This is a genomic window from Arthrobacter sp. SDR-2R, assembly GCF_057747955.1.
This window is the reverse complement of record NZ_CM173231.1, coordinates 2,188,220-2,207,923: the sequence shown is the minus strand read 5'-3', so window position 1 is coordinate 2,207,923 and position 19,704 is coordinate 2,188,220. Positions and strand designations below refer to the sequence as shown.

Here is a 19,704-nt window from a genome sequence, read left to right as displayed (position 1 = left end):
CTTGTGAGTGCCGGCAGCGGGACTAGTTTTTGACCTTCAGCGACATTAGCATCCGCTGCACGTTGGCGAAGTCAGCGCTTTCGTTGACGTACTGGGCGGCCTCGCCAAGGGTGTCGAAGGCCTTCGCCGGTGCCACTTTCTCATCCGGCGCAAAGGCTTTGAGGGTCACCAGGTCGCCGAACGAGTAGTCCCCCTTGCCGGCCGGACCACGAACCACGTTGCGCAGCCCGCACGCCTGCCCGTCTGTTCCGCCCACCAGGTTGGTGATGCCGTAGGAACCGAAGTAGCGGTACCCCTGGATCACCCGGTAGACCATCCGCGGCGGGATGGTTCCCTCCCCGCCCGGGACGGAGAGCTCAAAAGGCACGCTGCTGATCACGGTGTACGGGTGCCGTGCGTTGTCGGGACAGTCGACGTTCGACGGCGGCAGTCCGGTCCGGAGCGCGGCGACGAAGGTTCCGTCGGGCTTCTTCACCTCAATCTTCAGCCCACCGGGAAGCACGCCTTCCTCGGGCGCCACCGACTGCGCGATCCAGTCCGCCGGCAGGTCGAAGCTCACCGTCCTGGCAGGATCCGAGTATGTCTTCCAGGAGGCGGCGGTGGCCGCCCCCTGCGGCTCGCCGGCAGTTGCGGAGCCAGGGGCCGGGACGGTGCCGCCGGCGTCCGGTGACGCCGACGCCGTTCCGGATGTTGGCCCGGGCGCTGCAGATCCGGAGATTGCTGCCCCGGAGGTTGCCGGCTGTGCCGTCCATCCCGGGCCGGCCGGTGATCCTGAGCAACCCGTCAGCAGGACCACGGCGGCCACCAGTGACATCCGGGGAAGAGCGCTCAATACTTCCTTGCCTGTCATGGAAGCCAGCCTAATGGCGGCACGGCTCCTCTCCGGGCCGGCACGGCGGTGTTTCCTGCGCTTGCGAACGGTGTTCCGTGGCCCGCTCTGCCGGGCGCCGGCCATCCGTTCCCCCGGGCACATACCCGGCGTGTCGCCGTCGGACGGCTGCCACGCTGCCCGGGGACTAGGCTGGGGGTTATGGCGGAAGAGCAGCACGGCGCAGCCGAAGACAACCCGGCGGACATCTCCGCCCTGGATATCGCCGACTGGCGGCTGAGGACCTTTGCGCTCTACGACACCGTCCGCCGGCTCTCGGTTGAAAGCCCGTCCGAGGCACACTCGTACTGGCGCCACCAGCGTGACATGATGTTCGCCACCCACCCGGCTTCTGCGCTGACCGCCGCGGGCAAGGCGCGCTTCTCCGGGCTGAAGACCGCCGACTACGATCCCATCTACCGGTTCCACGTGCCCTTGACCAAAGAGGGTGCCGGCCGCGAGATGAGCGTCGACACCGGGACCGACGGCGTGGTGCACTTTGTCCGGCTGGGCACCTTCGATTTGCCCGAAATGGGCCAGCTCGCGGTGTGGAAGCTCCACGGGTACGGCGGCGGGATCTTCGTTCCGTTCCGCGATGCCACGGCAGGCCAGCCCGGCGGCACCTACGGGGCGGGTCGCTACCTGATCGACACCATCAAGGGCGCCTTCCACGGCGTAGCCGGCACCGGCCCGGGCGCCATGTTCGTCCTGGATTTCAATTTCGCCTACAACCCCTCCTGCGCCTACAACGAGGCCTGGGCCTGCCCGCTGCCCGGGCCCTCCAACCGGCTGGCAGTGGAAATTCCCGTGGGCGAGCTGTACTGACGGATGGCGGTTCGTCCTGCGCGCCCTGTGCGCATCTCCTGCTTGCCCCCTGCCCGCGGCGCTGACCGTCCTGCCGGTGCCGCCGGATGAGGGAGGGACTGTCCGCACCAGCAGTACCGGAGACCAGCACCCGGCGCCTGCCTGCCACCAGGCATTACCGGGGAGTCCTGCGCTATCCGGTCATCCGGCAGTTGCTCCGCTTCTCCGGTGTCGGCGTCATCTGCACCGCTGCATCACTGTGCCTCTACGCGCTGCTGCGGCCATGGCTTGGCGCCCAGCTGGCCAACGCGGTGGCGCTGGTCCTCACGTCGCTCTTGAACACTGCCTTGAACCGCCGGCTGACGTTCAAGATCGCAGGCCAGCAGCGCCGCACCCGTGACCACCTCAACGGCCTGGTGGTGATCGCCGTGGCCCTGGTGATCACCGGCAGCAGCCTGGGTGTGCTGCACTGGTTCAATCCGGAGGCCACCGTGGCGGACGAACTGCTGGCCACCACGTTGTCCGGCTTCCTGGCCACGGCGGTGCGCTTCAGCATGCTGCGGCACTGGATTTTCCGCCGCGCGCGCCACCGCTGACCAGGCAGCCACGGTCAGCGGCCTTTGCCCGCGCCCAGGTTCTTGACACTGGCGACGGCGGCCCGCACCGCGTCCGCAGCCACGTCCAGTTCCTCCCGGGTTACCGATGCGTCGAAACTGAACCGGACCGCTGTCTGCGCCACTTCGGCGGAAATTCCCAGCGCGGTAAGCACGGGCGACGGCGCATCCGAGCCGGCAGCGCAGGCTGAACCGCTGGAGCAGACCACGCCGCTCCGTTCCAGCTCCAGCAGCACAGACTCGCCGCTGGTTCCGGGGAAGCAGAATGATGCTACGGAGGGCAGCCGTTCGGAGGGGTGGCCGGTCAGGACAGCGTCCGGCACCGCGGCCAGCACGGCAGCGATGAAACGGTCCCGCAGGGCGGCCACCCTTGGCTGCTGGCCGGCCTGCCGGCCGTGGGCCAGCGTGAGGGCCGTGGCCAGCCCCACCGCCCCGGCCACGTTTTCCGTCCCCGAGCGGCGGCCCCTTTCCTGGCCGCCACCGTGAATGACCGGTTCCAGCCGCGTACGGCTCCGGACGAAGAGCAGGCCGCAGCCTTTGGGCGCCCCCAGCTTGTGCCCGGAGATGCTCATGGCGTCCACGCCCAGGGCCTTGGTGTCCAGCGGCAGCCATCCGGCGGCCTGGACGGCATCCGTATGGAAGGGGATTCCGTGGTGGTGGGCGAGTTCTGCGAGCGCGGCGATGGGCTGGACGGTGCCCACCTCATTGTTGGCGTACATGATGCTGACCAGCGCGGTCTCCGGGCACAGCACCCCGGCCAGCGCATCAGGGGTGACCTGGCCGGTTGCGTCGACCGGCACCACGTCCACCACGAAGCCGTGGAAACGCTCCAGGTAGCGCGCGGATTCCTCCACGGCCGGATGTTCGACGGCGCTGATCACCACCCGGTTCCAATGCGGGTTTGCCGCCTGCCGGGCCAGGGCAATGCCCTTGACGGCCAGGTTGTCCGCTTCCGTTCCCCCGGAAGTGAACACGACCTCGCCCTGCCGGCAGCCAAGGACGCCGGCCACCGCTGCCCGCGCCCCCGCGAGCGCCGCAGCTGCCGCCTCACCAAGGGTGTGGTGGCTGGAGGGGTTCCCGAAGGAGCCGGTGAGGTAAGGCCACATGGCGTCCAGTACTTCGCGGCGGACGGGGGTGGTGGCGGCGGCGTCGAGGAAGATCATGGCGTGCTCACCGGGCGGTCAGTTCGACGTCGAGGCCCAGGTCCAGTGCGGCCACGGTGTGCGTCAGTGCCCCCACGGAGATGACGTCCACCCCTGTGGCGGCAATCGCCGCGACGGTGCCGGGGTTGACGTTGCCGCTTGCTTCCACGCGGGCGCGACCGGCCACGAGGGCCACGCCGGCCTTCAGCTCCTCAACCGTGAAGTTGTCCAGCATGATGGTGTCCACGCCGGCGGCCAGCACGGGCTCGATCTGCTCCATGCTGTCCACTTCCACTTCAAAGTGGGTGGTGTGCCCCAGCTGGGCTTTGGCGGCCAGCAGGAGCCCGGTGAGCTTTGCCGGGTCTCCCCCGGTCATCACGGCCAAGTGGTTGTCCTTGGCCAGCACCGCGTCGGACAGGCTGTACCGGTGGTTTGCGCCGCCGCCGCACCGTACGGCGAACCGTTCCAGGACGCGCAGGCCCGGTGTGGTCTTGCGCGTGTCGGTGATGCGCGCCCGGGTCCCCTCGGCGAGCCGGACGAACGCGGCGGTCTTGGTGGCGATGGCGGACATCCGCTGGACCAGGTTGAGCGCCACGCGTTCTGCCATCAGCACCGAACGGGCGCTGCCGGTGACCCTCGCAAGGTGCGTGCCGGCGTCGAACGCTTCCCCGTCCGCCACGAGCAGCTCCACCTGGGTGGCGGGATCCACCAGCTGCATCGCGTCGCGGAACACTGTTGCGCCGCTGAGGACCCCGGCCACCCGGGCATTGAGGACGGCCGTGGCGCGGGCCGAGGCGGGAATGAGCAGTTGCGAGGTGATGTCGCCGGAGGGTGCATCCTCGGCGAAGGCCCGTTCCAGGATCTCCCTGACCGGTGCCGCGGGAAGGGTGAGGTCCAGTGCGGGGCGCAGGGTGGCTGCCTGGTCGATCACGGCGGGTTCAGTCATGGAGCAGGCTCGCTTTCGGGCGCGGAGGGTAAGTGGTTTCAGGGTCTGCGGGATCATCACTGCGGTAGTGCGCCCCGAGGGATTCGCGGCGGCCAAGGGCGCCGTCGACGAGCAGCTGGGCGGCCAGCAGCAGGTTCCGGTCCTCAAGCACGGCAGGGCCGGCAGAGGGCGAGTCAGCATGGGGACGGACGACGGCGGCCCACCGGTCAAGAGTGGAAGCAGCCTCAGCCAACAATTCCCCGGACCGCAAAACCCCGGCATGCGAGGTCATGAGGCGGCGAAGGGCGCCCCGCGAAAACGCCTCCCCGGCCTCCCCGCCCCCGCCGAAGTTGGACGGCAGGCTCCCGAGCGGACCATCTGGCCGGTCCGCCGCGCCTTCTGCGGCAGCACCCAAGGGGACCCGACAAACGTCGACTGAGGGTGCTCCGGAAGCGAGCGTCAAGGGGAGGCCGGCAGCGGCCGAGACAGCGAGCGGAGGAGCGCCGTCAGGCGACACCCAAGGAAGCGCGTCACCACAGAGGAAGTCTTCGACAGCGCGGCGGCCAAAGACGAGTCCTTCGAGGAGGGAGTTGCTGGCCAGCCGGTTTGCCCCTTGGACGCCGGTGCACGCAACTTCACCGGCTGCGTAGAGCCCGGGGACGGTGGTGCGGGCGTGGAGGTCGGTGGTTACGCCGCCCATCCAGTAGTGGGCGGCAGGTGCGACGGGGACCAGTTCGCGGGTCCAGTCGATACCGGCGTCCAGGGTCTTGCGGGTGAGGGTGGGGAACCGCTGTTGGAGGAACCCGTTGCCCCTGGCCTGTTCGATGGCGCGGGCGTCGAGGTAGACGTGGCCGTTGGGGTCACCGAGTTTGGCGAGGTGGAGGGCGATGCTGCGTGAGACGACATCGCGGGGTGCCAGTTCGGCGTCTGGGTGGTAGGCCTTCATGAAGCGCCGGCCGTTGGAGTCGAGCAGGACGGCGCCTTCGCCGCGGACGGCTTCGGAGATCAGCAGGGGTCCGTCCAGGCGTCCGGGGTGGGCTGTGGCGGAGCTGACCAGGCAGGTGGGGTGGAACTGGAAGAATTCGAGGTCTGCCGTGGCTGCGCCGGCGCGGACGGCGAGCGCCAGGCCGTCGGCGGTGGCCACGGCGGGGTTGGTGGTTTGGGCGAACAACTGGCCGGCTCCTCCGGTGGCGAGCAGGACGGCGTCCACGTCCAGGCTGAGGTTGCGGCCGTCCTGGTGGTATTCGACCCCGCTCACATTCCCGTCGCGGGTGGTGAGGGCTGTGACGTGGGCTTCCGTGAGGAGCGTCAACTTACCCGCGTCCCGCAGGGACAGGACCGCCTGGATCAGTGCACCGGCGACGCGCGCGCCCGTGGCGTCCCCTCCTGCGTGCAGGATGCGCGGGGCACTGTGTGCTGCCTCGAGCCCAAGGGCCGGGCCGCCGTCGTGCCTTGCGTCACCGTGGCCCGCTCCAGCTGGCCCCGCGTCAAACGCCACCCCGTAGCGCTGGAGGCCGGCGATGTCCTGCCGTGCCTGCGTGCACATCAGCCGGACGGCGTCCTCGTTGCAGTGCCCCGCCCCTGCCCGGAGCGTGTCCGCGATGTGCGCGGCAACGGTGTCCCCCGGCGCAGGTTCGGCGAGCACGGCGGAGATGCCGCCCTGCGCGTACCAGGTGTTGCTGTGCTCCAGTGCGCCTTTGGTCACCAGCACCACGTCGGCGCCGGCATCTGCGGCAAGCAGGGCGGCGTAAAGTCCCGCGATGCCGCTTCCGACGACGGCGAGCCGGCGGGCGGGTGCGTCGGGCCCGCGGCGCATCAGGGCCTCGCAGCGAGCATGCGCTCGAGCGCCGTCCTGGCGTTGGCCTGTACATCGTCAGCCACCGTGATGCGGTTGACGATGCGGCCGGCCACCAGTTCCTCCAGCACCCAGGCAAGGTAACCGGGGTGGATGCGGTACATCGTGGAGCAGGGGCAGATCACCGGGTCCAGGCAGAAGATGGTGTGCTGCGGGTATTCGGCGGCGAGCCGGTTCACCATGTTGATTTCGGTGCCGATGGCGAACGTGGTGGGCTCGGTGGCTGCGGCGATGGCTTTCTTGATGAAGTCGGTGGAGCCGGCGGAATCGGCGGCGTCCACCACTTCCATGGGGCATTCGGGGTGCACGATCACCTGCACGCCGGGGAAATCGGCGCGGGCCTTCTCGATCTGGGCTACGTTGAAGCGCTTGTGCACGGAGCAGAACCCGTGCCAGAGGATCACCCGGGAGTCGAGCAGCGCCTGTTCGTCGTTGCCGCCGAGGTCCTTGCGCGGGTTCCACATGGGCATCTGCCCAAGCGGTACGCCCAGGGCCTTGGCGGTGTTGCGGCCGAGGTGCTGGTCGGGGAAGAACAGCACCCGCTGTCCGCGCTGGAACGCCCACTCCAGGACGGTCCTGGCGTTGGAGGAGGTGCAGACGATGCCGCCGTGCTCGCCGCAGAAAGCCTTCAGGGCTGCGGAGGAATTCATGTAGGTGACGGGGATGACCGGAACCCGGCCGTCGGCGTCGGGCTCGGTGCCGAAGATCTCCGCCAGCTGCTCCCAGCATTCCTCCACGGAGTCCGCGTCCGCCATGTCGGCCATGGAGCAGCCGGCGGCGAGGTTGGGCAGGATGACCGCCTGCTCCGGGGTGGAGAGAATGTCCGCGGTTTCGGCCATGAAATGGACCCCGCAGAAGACGATCGCCTCGGCCTCCGGCCTGGTGAGTGCCGCGTTGGCGAGCTGGAAGGAGTCACCCACGAAGTCGGCGTACTGGATCACCTCGTCGCGCTGGTAGAAGTGGCCCAGGATGACGGCGCGTTCCCCCAGTTCGGCTTTGGCGGCTTTGATCCGTTCGCCGAGTTCGGCGTCGCTGGCCCGCTTGTATTCCTCGGGGAGCTGGCCCTGGCGCGGGGTGGTGGCGGGGGCGGGGTCGGCGCTGGATGCACCCGGGCCGTAGGCGGGGACACCCGCCAGTGCCTCGGCCAGGTCGTAGTCCCAGGGTCCGCTCGCCAGTGCCGGGCTGCAGGTGCTGCGTTCGGCTGCGCCTTTTTCGGCCTGTTCGCGCGTGATCAGCTGGATTGCCGTGTTGACGCTGCTCATGGTGTGCTCCTGTTGTCTGGGTCAAGGCCTGGCCGGCCGGTGTAGCGGTAGAGGCGTGGCGGACGGTGTTTCCCGCCTTGGAGGTATTCCCCGGTTTCTTCGATTTCCGGGGTGGATTTGAGTTGCCGGCGGAAGTTGGCGGGATCCAGTTCGCGGTCCAGGACAGCTTCGTAGACTTCGCGGACCTGGGCCAGGGTGAAGTACTCGCCCAGCAGGTGGTACGCCACTGAGCCGTAGGCCAGCTTGTTGCGCAGTCGCCCGAGGGCGTAGTCAACGATCGCGTTGTGGTCGAAGGCCAGCCCGCCCAGGCGGTCCGCGCGGAACCACCGCACGTTCTCGGATTCGTCGGCGAGCGCAGCCTCCGTGGGCTGGACCAGGGCCCAGTACACGATGGAGACCACGCGCTGCGTGGGTGAGCGGTGCAGGCCGCCGAAGGCGTACAGCTGCTCAAGGTAGCGGGGCGCCAGGCCTGTGGTTTCCCGCAGGTTACTGGCCGCGGCGTCCTGGAGCGACTCCTCATGGCTGAGGGGGCCGCCCGGCAGTGCCCACAGCCCCTTGAAGGGCTCACGGATGCGCCGCACCAGGGGCAGCCACAGCGTGGGACGGCCCGACGTTTCACTGGGCCGCAGGGCGAAGATCACCGTGGAAATGGCCAGCGACGGCGGCGCGGCCTGCCGCTCAGACACGTTTGCCGAGCTGTAGTACACGTTCCACCGCCTCTCGTCGTGCCCATCGCCGGATGCGGCGGTTCTTCAGAGTTATGGTCAACTTGACCAAAACTAATTCTACGACCAGCAGCGCAGGAATGGGAAATGTTTCTGCTGCCGCCTGGGGACGCCGGAACGGTCCAGGGTCAAGGGCGCGCCCGCCCTTCTCCCCTGGCGGTTCTTCCTACCGTTTTTGGGCGGCTCCTCGAAGCCGGTAAATTCAAAAGGTCCCACAAGGACCCCCGGACCATCCGGACCGGACTGTCGAACCAGCTCCAGAAGGTGCACCATCCCAATGACGATGAAGCCTGGCCGGACCATGTCCGCCGCAGCCCCGCCCAAGACGCCGGCAAGCCACAGCATGAAGCCGCGCCAGCTCACCATGATGGGGCTGGGCAGTGCCATCGGCGCAGGCTTGTTCCTGGGATCGGGTGCCGGGGTCCAGGCCGCCGGACCGGCAGTCCTCATCTCCTACCTGGTGGCCGGCACGCTGATCATCCTGGTGATGTGGGCCTTGGGCGAAATGGCGGCCGCCAACCCGAACAGCGGCGCCTTTTCCGTTTACGCCGGGCGGGCCATGGGCCGCACGGCCGGGGCCACCATCGGATGGCTGTGGTGGCTGCAGCTGGTGGTGGTGATCGCAGCCGAGGCACTGGGCGCCGCCGGGCTGCTGTTCTCCGTCTGGCCCATGATCCCGGTCTGGGCGCTGGCGCTGCTGTTCATGGTGGTGTTTACCGGCATCAACCTGGCCGGTGTCCGGAACTTCGGTGAGTTCGAGTTCTGGTTCGCCATCCTCAAGGTGGCCGTCATCGTGCTGTTCCTTGCAGTGGGGGCCGCTTTGCTCCTGGGGCTGCTGCCCGGCGTCGACTCCCCGGGAGCCGGAAACCTTACCGGCAACTTTGCTCCCCAGGGCCTGGGCGGCGTTGCGGCGGCCCTGTTCGTGGTGATCTTCGCATTCGGCGGAACGGAAATCGTCTCGGTGGCCGCGGCCGAAACCGAGGACCCGGAACGCAGCGTGGGCAAGGCCATCCGGACCGTGGTGTGGCGCATCCTGGTGTTCTACATCGGCTCCGTCTTCGTCATCGCCGCGGTCCTCCCCGCCACGTCCAGCAGCCTGGCCTCGCCCTTCGCCGGGGTGCTGGATGCGGCCCGGATCCCCGGTGCGTCCACCGCAATCACCCTGGTGGCCGTCGTCGCACTTCTCTCGGCACTGAACGCCAACCTCTATGGCGCGTCCCGCATGGTGTACTCCCTGGCGCAGCGCGGTGAAGCGCCGCGCGTCCTGACCCGCCTCAACGGCGCCGCCGTGCCCCTGGCCGCAGTGGCGGTATCGGTGGCCTTCGGCTTCATCGCCACCGTCCTGGAGCTGCTGTTCCCGGACCGGATCCTGCCCGCCCTGTTCCAGCTGGTGGGATCGACGTGCCTGGTGGTCTGGGGCAGCGCCCTGGTCTCCCAGTTGATCCTGCGCCGCCGGGCAGACCGGGACGGAATCCCGCTTCCGCTGCGGATGAAGGGCTTTCCCGGCCTGACCATCCTGGGCCTGGTCCTCCTTGGGGTGATTTTTGCCGTCGGCCTCAGCGCGGAGAGCAGCCGGGTGCAGCTTTTCAGCACCTTCGCCCTGGTTGCCGGCATCGCGCTGGCGTGTGCTGCCGGGGCCCGCCTCACCGGCAGGGACCAGCCTGCCAACAGGTAGAGTGGTGCGTACCTTTCCAAGGAAGACGCACCGACGCGCCGGGCCCGCCCAGGCGCCGTACCTGATTGGGGAACTGACACCATGAGCGGCAGGCACACCGGACAGCAGCACGCGCACACCGTTGAAGGCACCGACCCCCAGCTGTATGTGGCGGTCCATGAGCCCGCAAACGATGCCGGCCTGCGGCCGGTCCTGCTGCTGCACGGCTTCTCCTCCTCCTCCAAGCTCAATTGGGAGGACACCGGCTGGGTGTCGGCGCTGCTCGAGGCCGGCCGCCGGGTCATCACCGTGGACCTTCCCGGCCACGGCCGCAGCGGCGCGCCGGAGGACCGTGACTCCTACTCCCCCAGCAGGATCAGGGCGGACCTGCTCCAGGCGGCGTTCGACGCCGGCGTCCACCCCCTGCAGGACGGCGACCCTTCCAGCGGGCTGGACGTCGTAGGCTACTCCCTGGGATCCAGGCTCGCCTGGGAGTTCGCCGCAACCCAGCCCGAGCTGGTGCACCGGCTGGTGCTCGGCGGCCCCAACGACTCCGACCCCCTTGCTGCATTCGATCTCATCGCCGCCCAGGACTACCTTGCGGACGGGACACCGATCCAGGACGAATCAACCGCCCAGCTCCTGAAGATGGCCTTGCTGCTGCCGAACAACAACATCTTCGCGCTGCTGTCCCTGGTGGAGGCCATCAAGGCCGAGCCCTACGACCCCGCCGAGGCAGTCCCCCATGTTCCCATGCTGCTGGTGGCGGGCGACAAGGACGAACGCGCTGCGATCCTGCCCAGGCTCGCCGAGCTGGCCCGCGGCGCCGGTTCCATGGTCGAACAGCTGGTCCTCCCGGGCCGGAACCACACCAACGCCATCACCAGCAGGGCCTTCAAGCAGGCCGCGATCTCGTTCCTGTCCGTCTAGGCAGGGCCCGGGTCTTGCTGGAAAGCCTGGCCCCGGGCTGAAACCGCCAGGGCATCCAGCAGTACGCTGGGGGCAGGCAGGCCGCAGTTGCCGGGAGGGACAGATGGGTACGCGTTTCGAAGACCGCACTGACGCCGGCCACCGCCTGGCCGCTGCGCTTGGACAGTTCCGGGAACAGCCGGACACCGTGGTCCTGGGCCTGGCGCGCGGCGGTATTCCTGTCGCCGCGGCTGCAGCGGCTGCCCTCGGCCTGCCCCTGGGCACCGTCCTGGTGCGGAAGCTGGGCATTCCGGGTCACGAGGAAACCGCCTTTGGGGCGCTGGCCTGGGCGCAAGGGCGCACGGTCCGGTTGATCAACAAGCCGTTGCTGGAACGCGTCCTTGACCACGGCGTGCAGCAGGAATGGCTGGATGACGTTGAGAGGCGCGAACGGGACGAACTGCTCCGTCGGGTGGAGCTGTATCCGGGAACCGGCGTCGACGTGGCGGACAGGACCGTCCTCCTGGTGGATGACGGCCTGGCCACGGGCGCCACGATGCGTGCCGCCGTCGAAGCCATGCGGGAGGGCGGCGCGGCTGCCGTGGTGGCGGCAGCTCCCGTGGGATCGATCGACGCCGAAGCCTCGCTTGAGCGTGTGTGCGAAGCCGTGGTGTGCCTGCACCTGCCGGGAAGATTCCGGGCTGTTGGAAGCTATTACCGGCACTTTGGGCAGTTGAGCGACGACGACGCGGTCAGGCTGCTGGCGCACTAGGCCGCCCGGAAGCACAGAGGCCCGGACCTTGCGGTCCGGGCCTGCAGTCCTGCCCACGTCGTCCGGGGGCGATGGGGATCAGTGGTGGTTGCTGACGCCCAGCGGGCGGCCCTTGGTTTCCTTGGCCAGCACCACGCCGACGGCCGAAATGACGCAGAGGACCATGATGTAGATGCCGATCGAACCGGTCCACTTGGTGGCCTGCAGCAGTGACTCGGCAATGGTGGCCGCGAAGGCGCCGCCCAGGATGGCGCCGAAGGCGTAGCCGATGGAGATGCCGGAGTACCTGACGTTGGCGGGGAACATCTCTGCATACATGGCCGACATGGGACCGTAGGACAGGCCCAGGCCGATGGTCAGGACGAACAGGGCGACGCCGTAGAGCAGGATGTTCTTGGTGTCGATGAGGGCGAACATGGGGATCATCCAGGCAAAGACGATGGCGTAGCCGGTGAGGAAGGTCTTCACGCGGCCGATCCGGTCCGACAGCCAGCCGCCCACCAGGGTGAAGATCAGCCAGCCAAAGGACGCCAGCGTGGTGGCCAGGAGGATCTGCGGGGTGGGCATCTTCAGGGTCTTGGTCGCGTAGGAGATGAAGAACGCGATCAGCAGGTACCCGGCGGCGTTGTTGCCGATGAAGATCAGGGTGGAGTACAGGACGGGCAGTTTGTGGTTCCGGATCAGCTCGCCCAGCGGCGCTTTGCTTTCCTTCTTCCGCAGGGCCATCTCCTGGAAGACGGGGCTCTCGGCGACTGCGCGGCGGATCAGGTAGCCCACCACGATCAGGACGATGGAGAGCAGGAACGGCACGCGCCAGCCCCATGCCGCGAAGTCTTCCTTGGACATGCCGGTGTTGAGGAAGTAGAGCAGGCCGGTGGCCAGGATCATGCCTACGGGTACGCCGATCTGCGGGTAGGCTCCGAACAGGCCGCGGCGGCTGATGGGTGCGTGCTCAACAGCCATCAGGGCGGCGCCGCCCCATTCCCCGCCGGCCGAGAAGCCCTGGATGACGCGCAGCAGGATCAGCAGGATGGGAGCCCAGGCGCCGATCTGCGCATACGTGGGGAGCATGCCGATCAGGGCCGTCGCGGCGCCCATCATGACCAGGGTGAAGACCAGCATCGCCTTACGCCCCAGGCGGTCGCCCAGGTGTCCGGCGACAACAGCGCCGAGCGGGCGGAACAGGAAGCTGATGCCGATGAGGGCAAACGAGAGGATCTGCGCCAGTCCCGGGTTGGACTCGTTCAGCGGTGCCAGGAACAGCGGCGACAGCAGCGTTGCGGTCAGCTGGGCAAAGATGAAGAAGTCGTACCACTCGATGGTGGTGCCGACGAGGGTGCCGGCGAGGACCTTGCGTTCCTCCCGCCGGCTGCTGGGACCGGCGGGGGTATCCACCTTGGAAGGTGTGGTCATTGAAACTCCATTGTTTATTGGGCAGCGGTGCCACCCGGACGCCTTCAGAATTACCGACAGAACGGTCAGTTAGTTAGTAGGGTACTACGGAATTGTGATGCGGAACACGGTGTGCGGATTTTTTCAAGGGGATATGCCCGACATTGAGTTCTATATTCGAACTACAAGTTCGTATAGAGGACAATACCCGGTGCGCCCGGATGAGACAAGAGTCACGGCAGGCCGCGCGTTCGCCCCTAGGATGGATTTCATGACACCTCCAGCAGCCGCAGCCCGGACGGCGGAGCCGCAGGCTTCGCCGTCCCAGACCCTTTCGCGCGGCATCCGCGCCCTTGAGATCCTGGCAGCTGCCCCGGGCCCGATGACCATCGCCGAACTGGCCGACGCCATGGGTGTCCACCGTTCGGTGGCCTACCGGATCCTGCGTACCCTGGAAGACCATTCCCTCCTGGTGCGTGACGATGCCGGACGGGTCCAGCCCGGCCCCGGCCTGGCAGTCCTGGCCCGGGGAGTATCGCGCAACCTGCAGAGCGCCGCCCTTCCCGAGCTCACCCAGTTGGCGAACTCGCTGGATATGACGGCGTTCGTTGCGGTGTGGGACCACCATGACTGCATCACGCTCGTCACGGTTGAGCCGCGGCATTCGGGCGCCACCGTGGCCCAGCACCCTGGTACGCGCCACCCCATCAACGCAGGCGCGCCGGGTATCGCCATCCAGTCGGCCCTGTCCGAAGCCGAGTGGGACCGCTTGGATACGGGTATCCCCTACCGTCCGGAGGCGTCGGAAGCGCGGAGGAGGGGTTACTCAGCCAGCCATGACGAGGTCATTGCCGGGGTTTCCTCGCTGGCAGCCCCTGTCCGGGTGCCCGGCGGGCGCCCGGCCGCCCTCGCCGTCGTCTACATCCGTTCCGCCCATGATCCGGAAACGGTGGGGGCGGCCATCGCCGCAAGCGCCGCCAGGATCGAGGGCCAACTGGCGTAACGGCGGGAGGGCGGCAGGCTGGCATCGAGGCCCTGTCAGGTCCTCCGGCGGAGCACGACGGCGGCCCCGGCCCCAAGCAGCGCCAGCGCTGCCGCCGCGCAGACCGGGACAAGGAACGCCGCCGCCGGGCCGTGGAGTTGGGCCAGCTGTCCCCCAATCGAGGACCCGATGGCCGTTCCGGCGACAATACCGCTGGCCAGGGCGGTCATGACCGTGCCAAGCCGGCCGGCGGGAGCCACCTGTCCGCCCACGGCGAAGACCGTGACCATGACCGGACCCACCGGGAGTCCAAGGACCAGCAGGACCGCCGCCATCATGGGCAGCGATGCCGGCACCAGCAGCAGGACCGCCAGCCCCGCCATCAGGGCTGCGCACAGCACCCAGCGCAGTGCCAGGCCGGCGCGCCGCGGCCAGTAGGCAACCGAGAATGCCGCCACTGCAGAGCTTAGGCCCATCACGGCGTACAGCAGGCCCGCAATTTCCGTGCCTGCGAGCCCCGCAGAGAAGGCGCTGAGGGCGGCCTGGGTGGAACCGAAAAAGGTCCCCATGCAGACCATGGCCAGAACCGGCAAGGCAACGACCCATGGCAGCTTCACGGGTTGTGCCCTGCCCGTGCCCTTCCTGCGGACGGGACGACCGGTGGCAGGTACGGCGCCATGGGTAGGGTGCACCGCGAAGGCAGGGACAAGGGTGATGGTCATGGCCGCTGCCAGCGCCAGGGGAAGCCAGGGCGCCACGAGGCTGGCCAGGATTCCCACCAGGGCCGGCCCCAGGACAAACGTCAGTTCATCGGCCGTGCTCTCGTAGGAGAGCGCGGTGTCCAGCTCACGGGCAGCGCCACCGGACGGCGCCGACGGACCTGCGGCACTGGCTGTCAGCGCCATCCACCTGACCCGGGCCAGGGGTCCCACCTGGGGGCAGGTGGCGCCGGCGGCGAAGGCGGCCACCAGGACGGCGGGCGGGAAATCCCCCGCCTCGGATGTGGTGTTGGCGATGAAGACCAAGGCCAGCACCGCCAGGGTGTTGAGCAGAGCGGACAGGAGCAGGACGGGCCGTTGTCCCCGCCTGTCCGCCAGGGCTCCAAGCACCGGAGCTCCGAGCGCGGAGCCGATCCCCACCGCGCCGGCCGCGGCCCCGCCGGCGGCGAAGGAACCCGTGACCGAGGTGACCAGGGTCAGCGTGCCCATAGCCAGCATGGCCAGGGGAAGCCGCGCAAAAAGTCCCAAGGGAATGAAGCTTCTGCCGGCGAGCTGCGGCAGCCGGGAAAAACGCCCCCTCGCTGCCCGTTCCATGGAGTCCGGGCTGGAGGTTTCCTGCTCTGCGGCGGTGCGGGCAGGAGTGTCGGGGGTGGTTGAAGGAGTAGTTTGTGGTGTCAATTCCGGGCTCGTTCAATAGGTGCGCATCGTCCCTCCTCCCGATGCGCGCAACCCGGTAACGCGCTCCAGTATATCGGCCGGGTCAGGCGAGGGCGTCCACAGTCTCGGAGATCCGCAGCGTGGAGCCGTTCCGGCTCTTGATCACTTGCAACTGGGTCCCGATGCGCTGTTTCATCTCGGCAACATGGCTGACCAGTCCCACCACCCTGCCGCCGTCGCGGAGCCCCTCAATGGCATCCATGACCTGTTCCAAGGACTGTTCGTCCAGGCTTCCGAAGCCCTCATCCACGAACAGGGTCTCGATTTCCACCCCTCCGGCCTCCTGCTGGACGACGTCCGCCAGCCCGAGTGCCAGCGAGAGCGACGCCATGAAGGACTCGCCTCCGGACAGGGTGGAGGTGTCCCGCCGGAAGCCCGTCCACTGGTCCACCACTTCAAGTCCCAGCCCTGATTTTGCGCCACGCGCTGCCTTGGCGTCGGTGTGCTGGAGCAGGTAGCGGCCATCACTCATGGCCACCAGGCGTTCGGACGCGGCGAGGGCCACCTGCTCCAGCCTCGCCGCCAGGACGTAGCTGTTCAGGCTCATCCGGTACGTGTTCTCACCCCGGCCGGCTGCGGCGTCAGCCAGCCCGGCAAGCATCTGTGCCCGCTCCGCCGGTTCCCGGGATGCGCGGACCAGCTCCTGGTAGTCGGCGGCGATCGTTTTCAGGGATTCCAGGCAACGCGAGGCGAGACCGGCGGCAAGATCGGCTTCCCGCGCGTCATTCTGGGCAGTGGCCGCCTCCAGGCGAAGCGCTGCCAGCCGCTCCTCGTCTGCCCGGAAGCCGTCCGCGGCTTCTGCCAGGGCCAGCACAATTTCCTCGGATTCGAACAATCCGGCAACGCGCGCGGCTTCGTCCTGGGCTGCACGGCCGGCGGCTTCCAGGGCTGCCGCTTCGGCGGCGCCAAGGAGCTGGCTGCGGACGTCGTCTGCCGTGGCGAAACCCGCACCCGGCAGGGCCAGTTCCAACTGCTCCTGCGCCTCGGCGGACTGCAGCCGCGCCGCGTCCAGCCGCGTCTGCGCCTCGACGGCCTTGTCCAGGACAGCTGCGGCGTCCTCGAGTGCCCGCAGCCGGCGGGTCAAGCTGGGGTGGGGGCCGCGCAGGGCGGCGAGCGCCTTGTCCAGTGCTGCAGCCTGTTCGGCCGCCTCGGCAAGGGACACGGCAGTCCGGGACAGCTCTGCCTCTGTTTCGGACAGCGCGGCACGCGCCTGCCCCAGGCCGGCATCCAGCGCTTCCAGCCGTTGCCGCCTGTCCTGCAGCTCCTCTGCGGCCTGCTCGGCGTCCGCGGCGGCAGCGAGGGCGGCCTCGGCACCGGCGCGTGCCTCTTCAACAGGGGTGGTCCCGCCCTGGCCCGCGAGGACTGCCACGGCCTGCTCCGCTTCTGCAAGGTCAGCGGCAACCAGGGCATGGGCTGCCTCTGCGGCCTCGTATAAGCGGTGGGCTTCCTCTTCATCCTGGGCCAGGCCCGGGCCGGTAGTGCCGCCATCCGCGGGGCGTGGATGCTGCCCGCTTCCGCAGACGGGACAGGGCTCGCCGGCAACCAGCTTGGCTGCCAGCTCGGATGCGGCGTTGGCGAGCCTGACCTCCCGCAGGTCCAGCCAATGGCGTTTTGCCTCCAGGAGGTCCTCCCGCGAATCGTCATGGCGGATCCTGGCCAGGTCCCTCCGCTGGGCAGCCCGCCCGTGCCGCCGGACGATGTCCAGCAGCTCCGCGGCCGCAGCGGCTTCCTTACGGCGGAGTGCCGCCTCGATGGAGCGCGCTTCCAGCTGGTCCATACCGTCGGCCAGTACCGCCCGATCGTCCTGCAAATGGGCTGCGCGATTCCCCAGCGTCTCCACGGTGAGCCGGAGCTCTTCCTGCCGGCCGGCCAGGCTCCGGTGCCGCTTCCGCAGGTCCTGGAGCCTGTCCTCGTCCGGCAGCCGGGCCTCGACGACGGCCAGCAGCGAACGCAGCCGGCCCAGTTCGTCCGCTGCCCCGGGGACGCTGCCTCCGGCGGCGAATGGTTCCAAACCCTGTGTTTCGGAGCCTGGTGATTTGGAGCCCGGTGATTTGGAGCCCAGTGTTTTGGAGCCCAGGGTTTCCAGGCCCAGCCGGGCCAGTTCGCCGTCGTCCGTGGCAGCCATCCGCAGCAACGTCAGGGCAGATTCTGCAGCGGCTTCCGCGTTGTGGACCTTGGCTGCCGCAGCGTCCACGGCCTGCAGCTGCCCCTGGAGGACCTCGGCCTGGCGGTGCCGGGCCAGACGGGAGGAGAGCTCATCGCGATGCGCAGCCCCGTCCTCCACGGACTTCCGCCGGGCGGTGGCCGCCTGGAGTTTCCGGTGCCGCTCATGCCGCGCGGCTTCGCTGTCCACCTCACTTCGGCGGTCCTGGCTGAGCGCCGCCGCGGCTGCGGCGTGCTCCGTGAGTTCCGCCAGCCGGCCGGCAACGGAAGCCTGCAGCCAGTCAAGGCGGCCGGGGACGTCGTCCGCCGGCGGAGCTCCGGCATCAGGAAGCTGGAGCGGAGCGGCCTCGGTTTCGGCACGCGAGGCAAGGAGGCCGAGTTGGCCGGACAGGGCGGCGACGTCCTCCCGGGCGGCGGCAGCCTGACGCGAGAGTTCCTGTTCCAGGGCCTCGAAGCGCTGGGTGCCGAAGAGCTTTTGCAGCAGGTCCAGGCGGTCGGCGGCCTTGGAGCGGAGGAAGGCAGCGAAATCACCCTGCGGCAGCATGACCACCCGGGTGAACTGCTCACGGTCCATGCCCAGCAGCGCCATGATCTCCGCGCCTGCTTCGTCGTTGCGCGCGGACTTTTCCACCCACGCCCCGTCGATCCGTTCGCGGAGCAGCGTTTTTGCCTGCTGGACCGTGAAGCCATTCTTGCCCCGCGCGCTGGGCTTGTCCCACGCCGGCGAGCGGGTCACTTCGAAGCGGCGGCCCTGCGAGGAGAACTCGCAGGTCACGGAAGGTTCCTGACCGGGTTCCGCGTGGTCGCTGCGCAGCCGCTTGCCGTCCTGCCGGGCACCGGGGACAGATCCGTACAGGGCAAAGCAGATGGCATCCAGCACGCTGGTCTTGCCGGCACCGGTGGGCCCGTTCAGCAGGAACAGGCCATGGGCGCTGAGGCGGTCAAAGTCGATGTCCTCGGTTCCGGCGAAAGGGCCGAACCCGGAGATGCGCAGATGGTGGATCCTCACCGTGACGCCTCCAGCAGCCTGACGTTTTCCAGCGCGGCGGCGAGCGCGTTCTTCTCCGCCGGGTCTGCAGTCCGTCCCCGCACATGCTCCAGGAAACCGCAGCACAGGGCGAGGTCATCCGGTGCGCCCGCGAGCCTGCTGCTGTAGCTGGCCTGGGGGGCGGCAGCCCCGCCCTGCGGATCGAAGGACAGGACCAGGGTGTCCGGGAACCTGGCGCGGAGCCGTTCCATGGCACGGGCGGGACGCTGGGCATCCGTCAGGGTGATCTGGCAGTAGGCGGTCTCAGCCCAGGCGTGGCCCGGGTCCGCCAGGAGATCTTCCAGGGTTCCGCGCAGTACGGCGAGGGACCGCGGGGCCTCCCACAGGACCTCCGCCACGGATGTGACTCCCGCCGGACCGATGTCCACCAGCCAGGCACCCTTCCGGTGGGCGGCCTCGGAGAAGGAATAGGCCAGCGGCGACCCGGAATACCTGACGGAGCCGGACAGCTGTTGACGCCCGTGCAGGTGGCCCAGGGCGGTGTAGCTGAAGCCGTCGAAGAGGTCCAGCGGCACCGCGCCCACTCCGCCGATGCTGAGGTCCCGTTCGCTGTCCGAACTGATGCCGCCGCTGGCGAAGGTGTGGGCCAGGATTACGGAGTGGACGGTGGCGGTAGCCGCCCGCCGGGCGATGTCCTCCCGGATCAGGGCGGTGGCCGCCCGGGTTACCTCGAAATGGCTTGGCGTTTCCGCCCCCAGCTGTTCGGCGACAAGCCTGGGCTCAAGCCATGGGATGCCGTACAGCGCGAGGACGGCGTCCTTTCCGGCAGCATCCGCGCCCAGCGGCAGCAGGAGCGGGTGGGCGAGGTCCTCCACCCTGGTGCGCAGGTGCACTCCCCCGCGTTCCAGCAGGCGGGAGGCAAAACCCAGGCGGATGGCGGAGTCGTGGTTCCCGCTGGTAAGCACCACTTTTGCACCCGTGGCAGTCAGGCGGACCAGTGCGTCATCAAGCAGGTGGACCACGTCCACGCCCGGCAGCGCCCGGTCATAGACGTCGCCGGCGATCAGGACAACGTCCACGCTGTCCCGCTGGACCGCTGCCACCAGCTGGTCAACGAAGGCGCGCTGGGCGTCCAGCATGCCGACGCCGTGGAAGGAACGGCCCAGATGCCAGTCCGAGGTGTGAAGTAACCGCATATCCCTAAGCTATCGGC

At 68.7% G+C, this 19,704-nt stretch carries 16 protein-coding genes; 6 read left to right on the top strand and 10 right to left on the bottom strand.

Annotation, left to right across the window (positions count from 1 at the left end):
* Positions 1-22: 22 nt before the first annotated feature.
* Positions 23-850 (bottom strand): hypothetical protein, encoded by an 828-nt coding sequence (locus AC3ANU_RS10275; RefSeq protein WP_488315930.1) that lies wholly within the window; start codon positions 848-850, stop codon positions 23-25.
* Positions 851-1,030: 180 nt separating this feature from the next.
* Here AC3ANU_RS10275 and AC3ANU_RS10270 point away from each other — a divergent pair, with 180 nt between their 5' ends.
* The gene (locus AC3ANU_RS10270; protein ID WP_018768354.1) at positions 1,031-1,693 is read left to right on the top strand and encodes a DUF1684 domain-containing protein; all 663 of its coding nucleotides are present in this window, start codon (positions 1,031-1,033) and stop codon (positions 1,691-1,693) included.
* An 86-nt stretch (positions 1,694-1,779) separates the two neighbouring features.
* Positions 1,780-2,268 carry a GtrA family protein gene (locus tag AC3ANU_RS10265; RefSeq protein WP_144599852.1) on the top strand — a complete coding sequence of 163 codons (489 nt, stop codon included), beginning with the start codon at positions 1,780-1,782 and terminating at the stop codon, positions 2,266-2,268.
* A gap of 14 nt (positions 2,269-2,282) precedes the next feature.
* Here AC3ANU_RS10265 and AC3ANU_RS10260 read toward each other — a convergent pair whose 3' ends face one another.
* From AC3ANU_RS10260 to AC3ANU_RS10240, 5 genes are read right to left on the bottom strand one after another with little or no spacing between them, the layout of a single operon-like run.
* A complete protein-coding gene (locus AC3ANU_RS10260; protein ID WP_018768356.1) occupies positions 2,283-3,449 on the bottom strand; it encodes a cysteine desulfurase family protein in 1,167 nt (388 codons plus the stop codon).
* A gap of 7 nt (positions 3,450-3,456) precedes the next feature.
* Positions 3,457-4,374: a carboxylating nicotinate-nucleotide diphosphorylase gene (nadC, locus tag AC3ANU_RS10255; protein ID WP_056387941.1), complete on the bottom strand. Its 918-nt coding sequence runs from the start codon at positions 4,372-4,374 to the stop codon at positions 3,457-3,459.
* Entirely contained in the window at positions 4,367-6,169 is a 1,803-nt protein-coding gene (locus AC3ANU_RS10250; RefSeq protein ID WP_056387942.1) for an L-aspartate oxidase, read from the bottom strand. The genes nadC and AC3ANU_RS10250 overlap by 8 nt, the downstream gene beginning before the upstream one ends.
* Positions 6,169-7,470: a quinolinate synthase NadA gene (gene nadA / locus AC3ANU_RS10245; RefSeq protein ID WP_056387944.1), complete on the bottom strand. Its 1,302-nt coding sequence runs from the start codon at positions 7,468-7,470 to the stop codon at positions 6,169-6,171. Before nadA ends, AC3ANU_RS10250 begins: the two co-directional genes overlap by 1 nt.
* Positions 7,467-8,177, bottom strand: coding sequence for an NUDIX hydrolase (locus AC3ANU_RS10240; protein ID WP_488315929.1), 711 nt, complete (start codon positions 8,175-8,177; stop codon positions 7,467-7,469). The genes nadA and AC3ANU_RS10240 overlap by 4 nt, the downstream gene beginning before the upstream one ends.
* Before the next feature lie 301 nt (positions 8,178-8,478).
* On the opposite strand from AC3ANU_RS10240, the gene AC3ANU_RS10235 reads away from it, so the two are divergent.
* The 3 genes from AC3ANU_RS10235 to AC3ANU_RS10225 all read left to right on the top strand — a co-directional run bounded on the left by AC3ANU_RS10235 (position 8,479) and on the right by AC3ANU_RS10225 (position 11,530).
* Positions 8,479-9,870, top strand: a complete 1,392-nt coding sequence (locus AC3ANU_RS10235) for an amino acid permease (protein WP_488315966.1) — start codon at positions 8,479-8,481, stop codon at positions 9,868-9,870.
* 81 nt (positions 9,871-9,951) lie between these two features.
* On the top strand, positions 9,952-10,779 hold the full coding sequence (locus AC3ANU_RS10230) for an alpha/beta fold hydrolase (RefSeq protein ID WP_018768363.1): 828 nt from the start codon (positions 9,952-9,954) through the stop codon (positions 10,777-10,779).
* A gap of 103 nt (positions 10,780-10,882) precedes the next feature.
* Positions 10,883-11,530 carry a phosphoribosyltransferase gene (locus tag AC3ANU_RS10225; protein ID WP_488315928.1) on the top strand — a complete coding sequence of 216 codons (648 nt, stop codon included), beginning with the start codon at positions 10,883-10,885 and terminating at the stop codon, positions 11,528-11,530.
* Positions 11,531-11,608: 78 nt separating this feature from the next.
* Here the strand turns inward: AC3ANU_RS10225 and AC3ANU_RS10220 are convergent, their stop codons facing one another.
* Positions 11,609-12,943, bottom strand: coding sequence for an MFS transporter (locus AC3ANU_RS10220; protein WP_018768365.1), 1,335 nt, complete (start codon positions 12,941-12,943; stop codon positions 11,609-11,611).
* 250 nt (positions 12,944-13,193) lie between these two features.
* Here AC3ANU_RS10220 and AC3ANU_RS10215 point away from each other — a divergent pair, with 250 nt between their 5' ends.
* Positions 13,194-13,925, top strand: a complete 732-nt coding sequence (locus tag AC3ANU_RS10215) for an IclR family transcriptional regulator (RefSeq protein ID WP_488315927.1) — start codon at positions 13,194-13,196, stop codon at positions 13,923-13,925.
* 35 nt (positions 13,926-13,960) lie between these two features.
* Here AC3ANU_RS10215 and AC3ANU_RS10210 read toward each other — a convergent pair whose 3' ends face one another.
* The 3 genes from AC3ANU_RS10210 to AC3ANU_RS10200 all read right to left on the bottom strand — a co-directional run bounded on the left by AC3ANU_RS10210 (position 13,961) and on the right by AC3ANU_RS10200 (position 19,687).
* Positions 13,961-15,217: an MFS transporter gene (locus AC3ANU_RS10210; protein ID WP_488315965.1), complete on the bottom strand. Its 1,257-nt coding sequence runs from the start codon at positions 15,215-15,217 to the stop codon at positions 13,961-13,963.
* A gap of 166 nt (positions 15,218-15,383) precedes the next feature.
* On the bottom strand, positions 15,384-18,512 hold the full coding sequence (locus tag AC3ANU_RS10205) for an AAA family ATPase (RefSeq protein WP_488315926.1): 3,129 nt from the start codon (positions 18,510-18,512) through the stop codon (positions 15,384-15,386).
* Entirely contained in the window at positions 18,509-19,687 is a 1,179-nt protein-coding gene (locus tag AC3ANU_RS10200; RefSeq protein ID WP_488315925.1) for an exonuclease SbcCD subunit D, read from the bottom strand. Before AC3ANU_RS10200 ends, AC3ANU_RS10205 begins: the two co-directional genes overlap by 4 nt.
* Positions 19,688-19,704 lie beyond the last annotated feature (17 nt).

What these genes read in the sequence shown, in the direction of transcription:
- AC3ANU_RS10210 (WP_488315965.1), bottom strand. Translation starts at nt 15,217, where the DNA reads ATGGAACGGGCAGCGAGGGGGCGTTTTTCCCGGCTGCCGCAGCTCGCC.
- AC3ANU_RS10265 (WP_144599852.1), top strand. Translation starts at nt 1,780, where the DNA reads ATGAGGGAGGGACTGTCCGCACCAGCAGTACCGGAGACCAGCACCCGG.
- AC3ANU_RS10270 (WP_018768354.1), top strand. Translation starts at nt 1,031, where the DNA reads ATGGCGGAAGAGCAGCACGGCGCAGCCGAAGACAACCCGGCGGACATC.
- nadC (WP_056387941.1), bottom strand. Translation starts at nt 4,374, where the DNA reads ATGACTGAACCCGCCGTGATCGACCAGGCAGCCACCCTGCGCCCCGCA.
- AC3ANU_RS10250 (WP_056387942.1), bottom strand. Translation starts at nt 6,169, where the DNA reads ATGCGCCGCGGGCCCGACGCACCCGCCCGCCGGCTCGCCGTCGTCGGA.
- AC3ANU_RS10215 (WP_488315927.1), top strand. Translation starts at nt 13,194, where the DNA reads ATGACACCTCCAGCAGCCGCAGCCCGGACGGCGGAGCCGCAGGCTTCG.
- AC3ANU_RS10220 (WP_018768365.1), bottom strand. Translation starts at nt 12,943, where the DNA reads ATGACCACACCTTCCAAGGTGGATACCCCCGCCGGTCCCAGCAGCCGG.
- AC3ANU_RS10230 (WP_018768363.1), top strand. Translation starts at nt 9,952, where the DNA reads ATGAGCGGCAGGCACACCGGACAGCAGCACGCGCACACCGTTGAAGGC.
- AC3ANU_RS10275 (WP_488315930.1), bottom strand. Translation starts at nt 850, where the DNA reads ATGACAGGCAAGGAAGTATTGAGCGCTCTTCCCCGGATGTCACTGGTG.
- AC3ANU_RS10200 (WP_488315925.1), bottom strand. Translation starts at nt 19,687, where the DNA reads ATGCGGTTACTTCACACCTCGGACTGGCATCTGGGCCGTTCCTTCCAC.
- AC3ANU_RS10260 (WP_018768356.1), bottom strand. Translation starts at nt 3,449, where the DNA reads ATGATCTTCCTCGACGCCGCCGCCACCACCCCCGTCCGCCGCGAAGTA.
- AC3ANU_RS10225 (WP_488315928.1), top strand. Translation starts at nt 10,883, where the DNA reads ATGGGTACGCGTTTCGAAGACCGCACTGACGCCGGCCACCGCCTGGCC.
- AC3ANU_RS10235 (WP_488315966.1), top strand. Translation starts at nt 8,479, where the DNA reads ATGAAGCCTGGCCGGACCATGTCCGCCGCAGCCCCGCCCAAGACGCCG.
- nadA (WP_056387944.1), bottom strand. Translation starts at nt 7,470, where the DNA reads ATGAGCAGCGTCAACACGGCAATCCAGCTGATCACGCGCGAACAGGCC.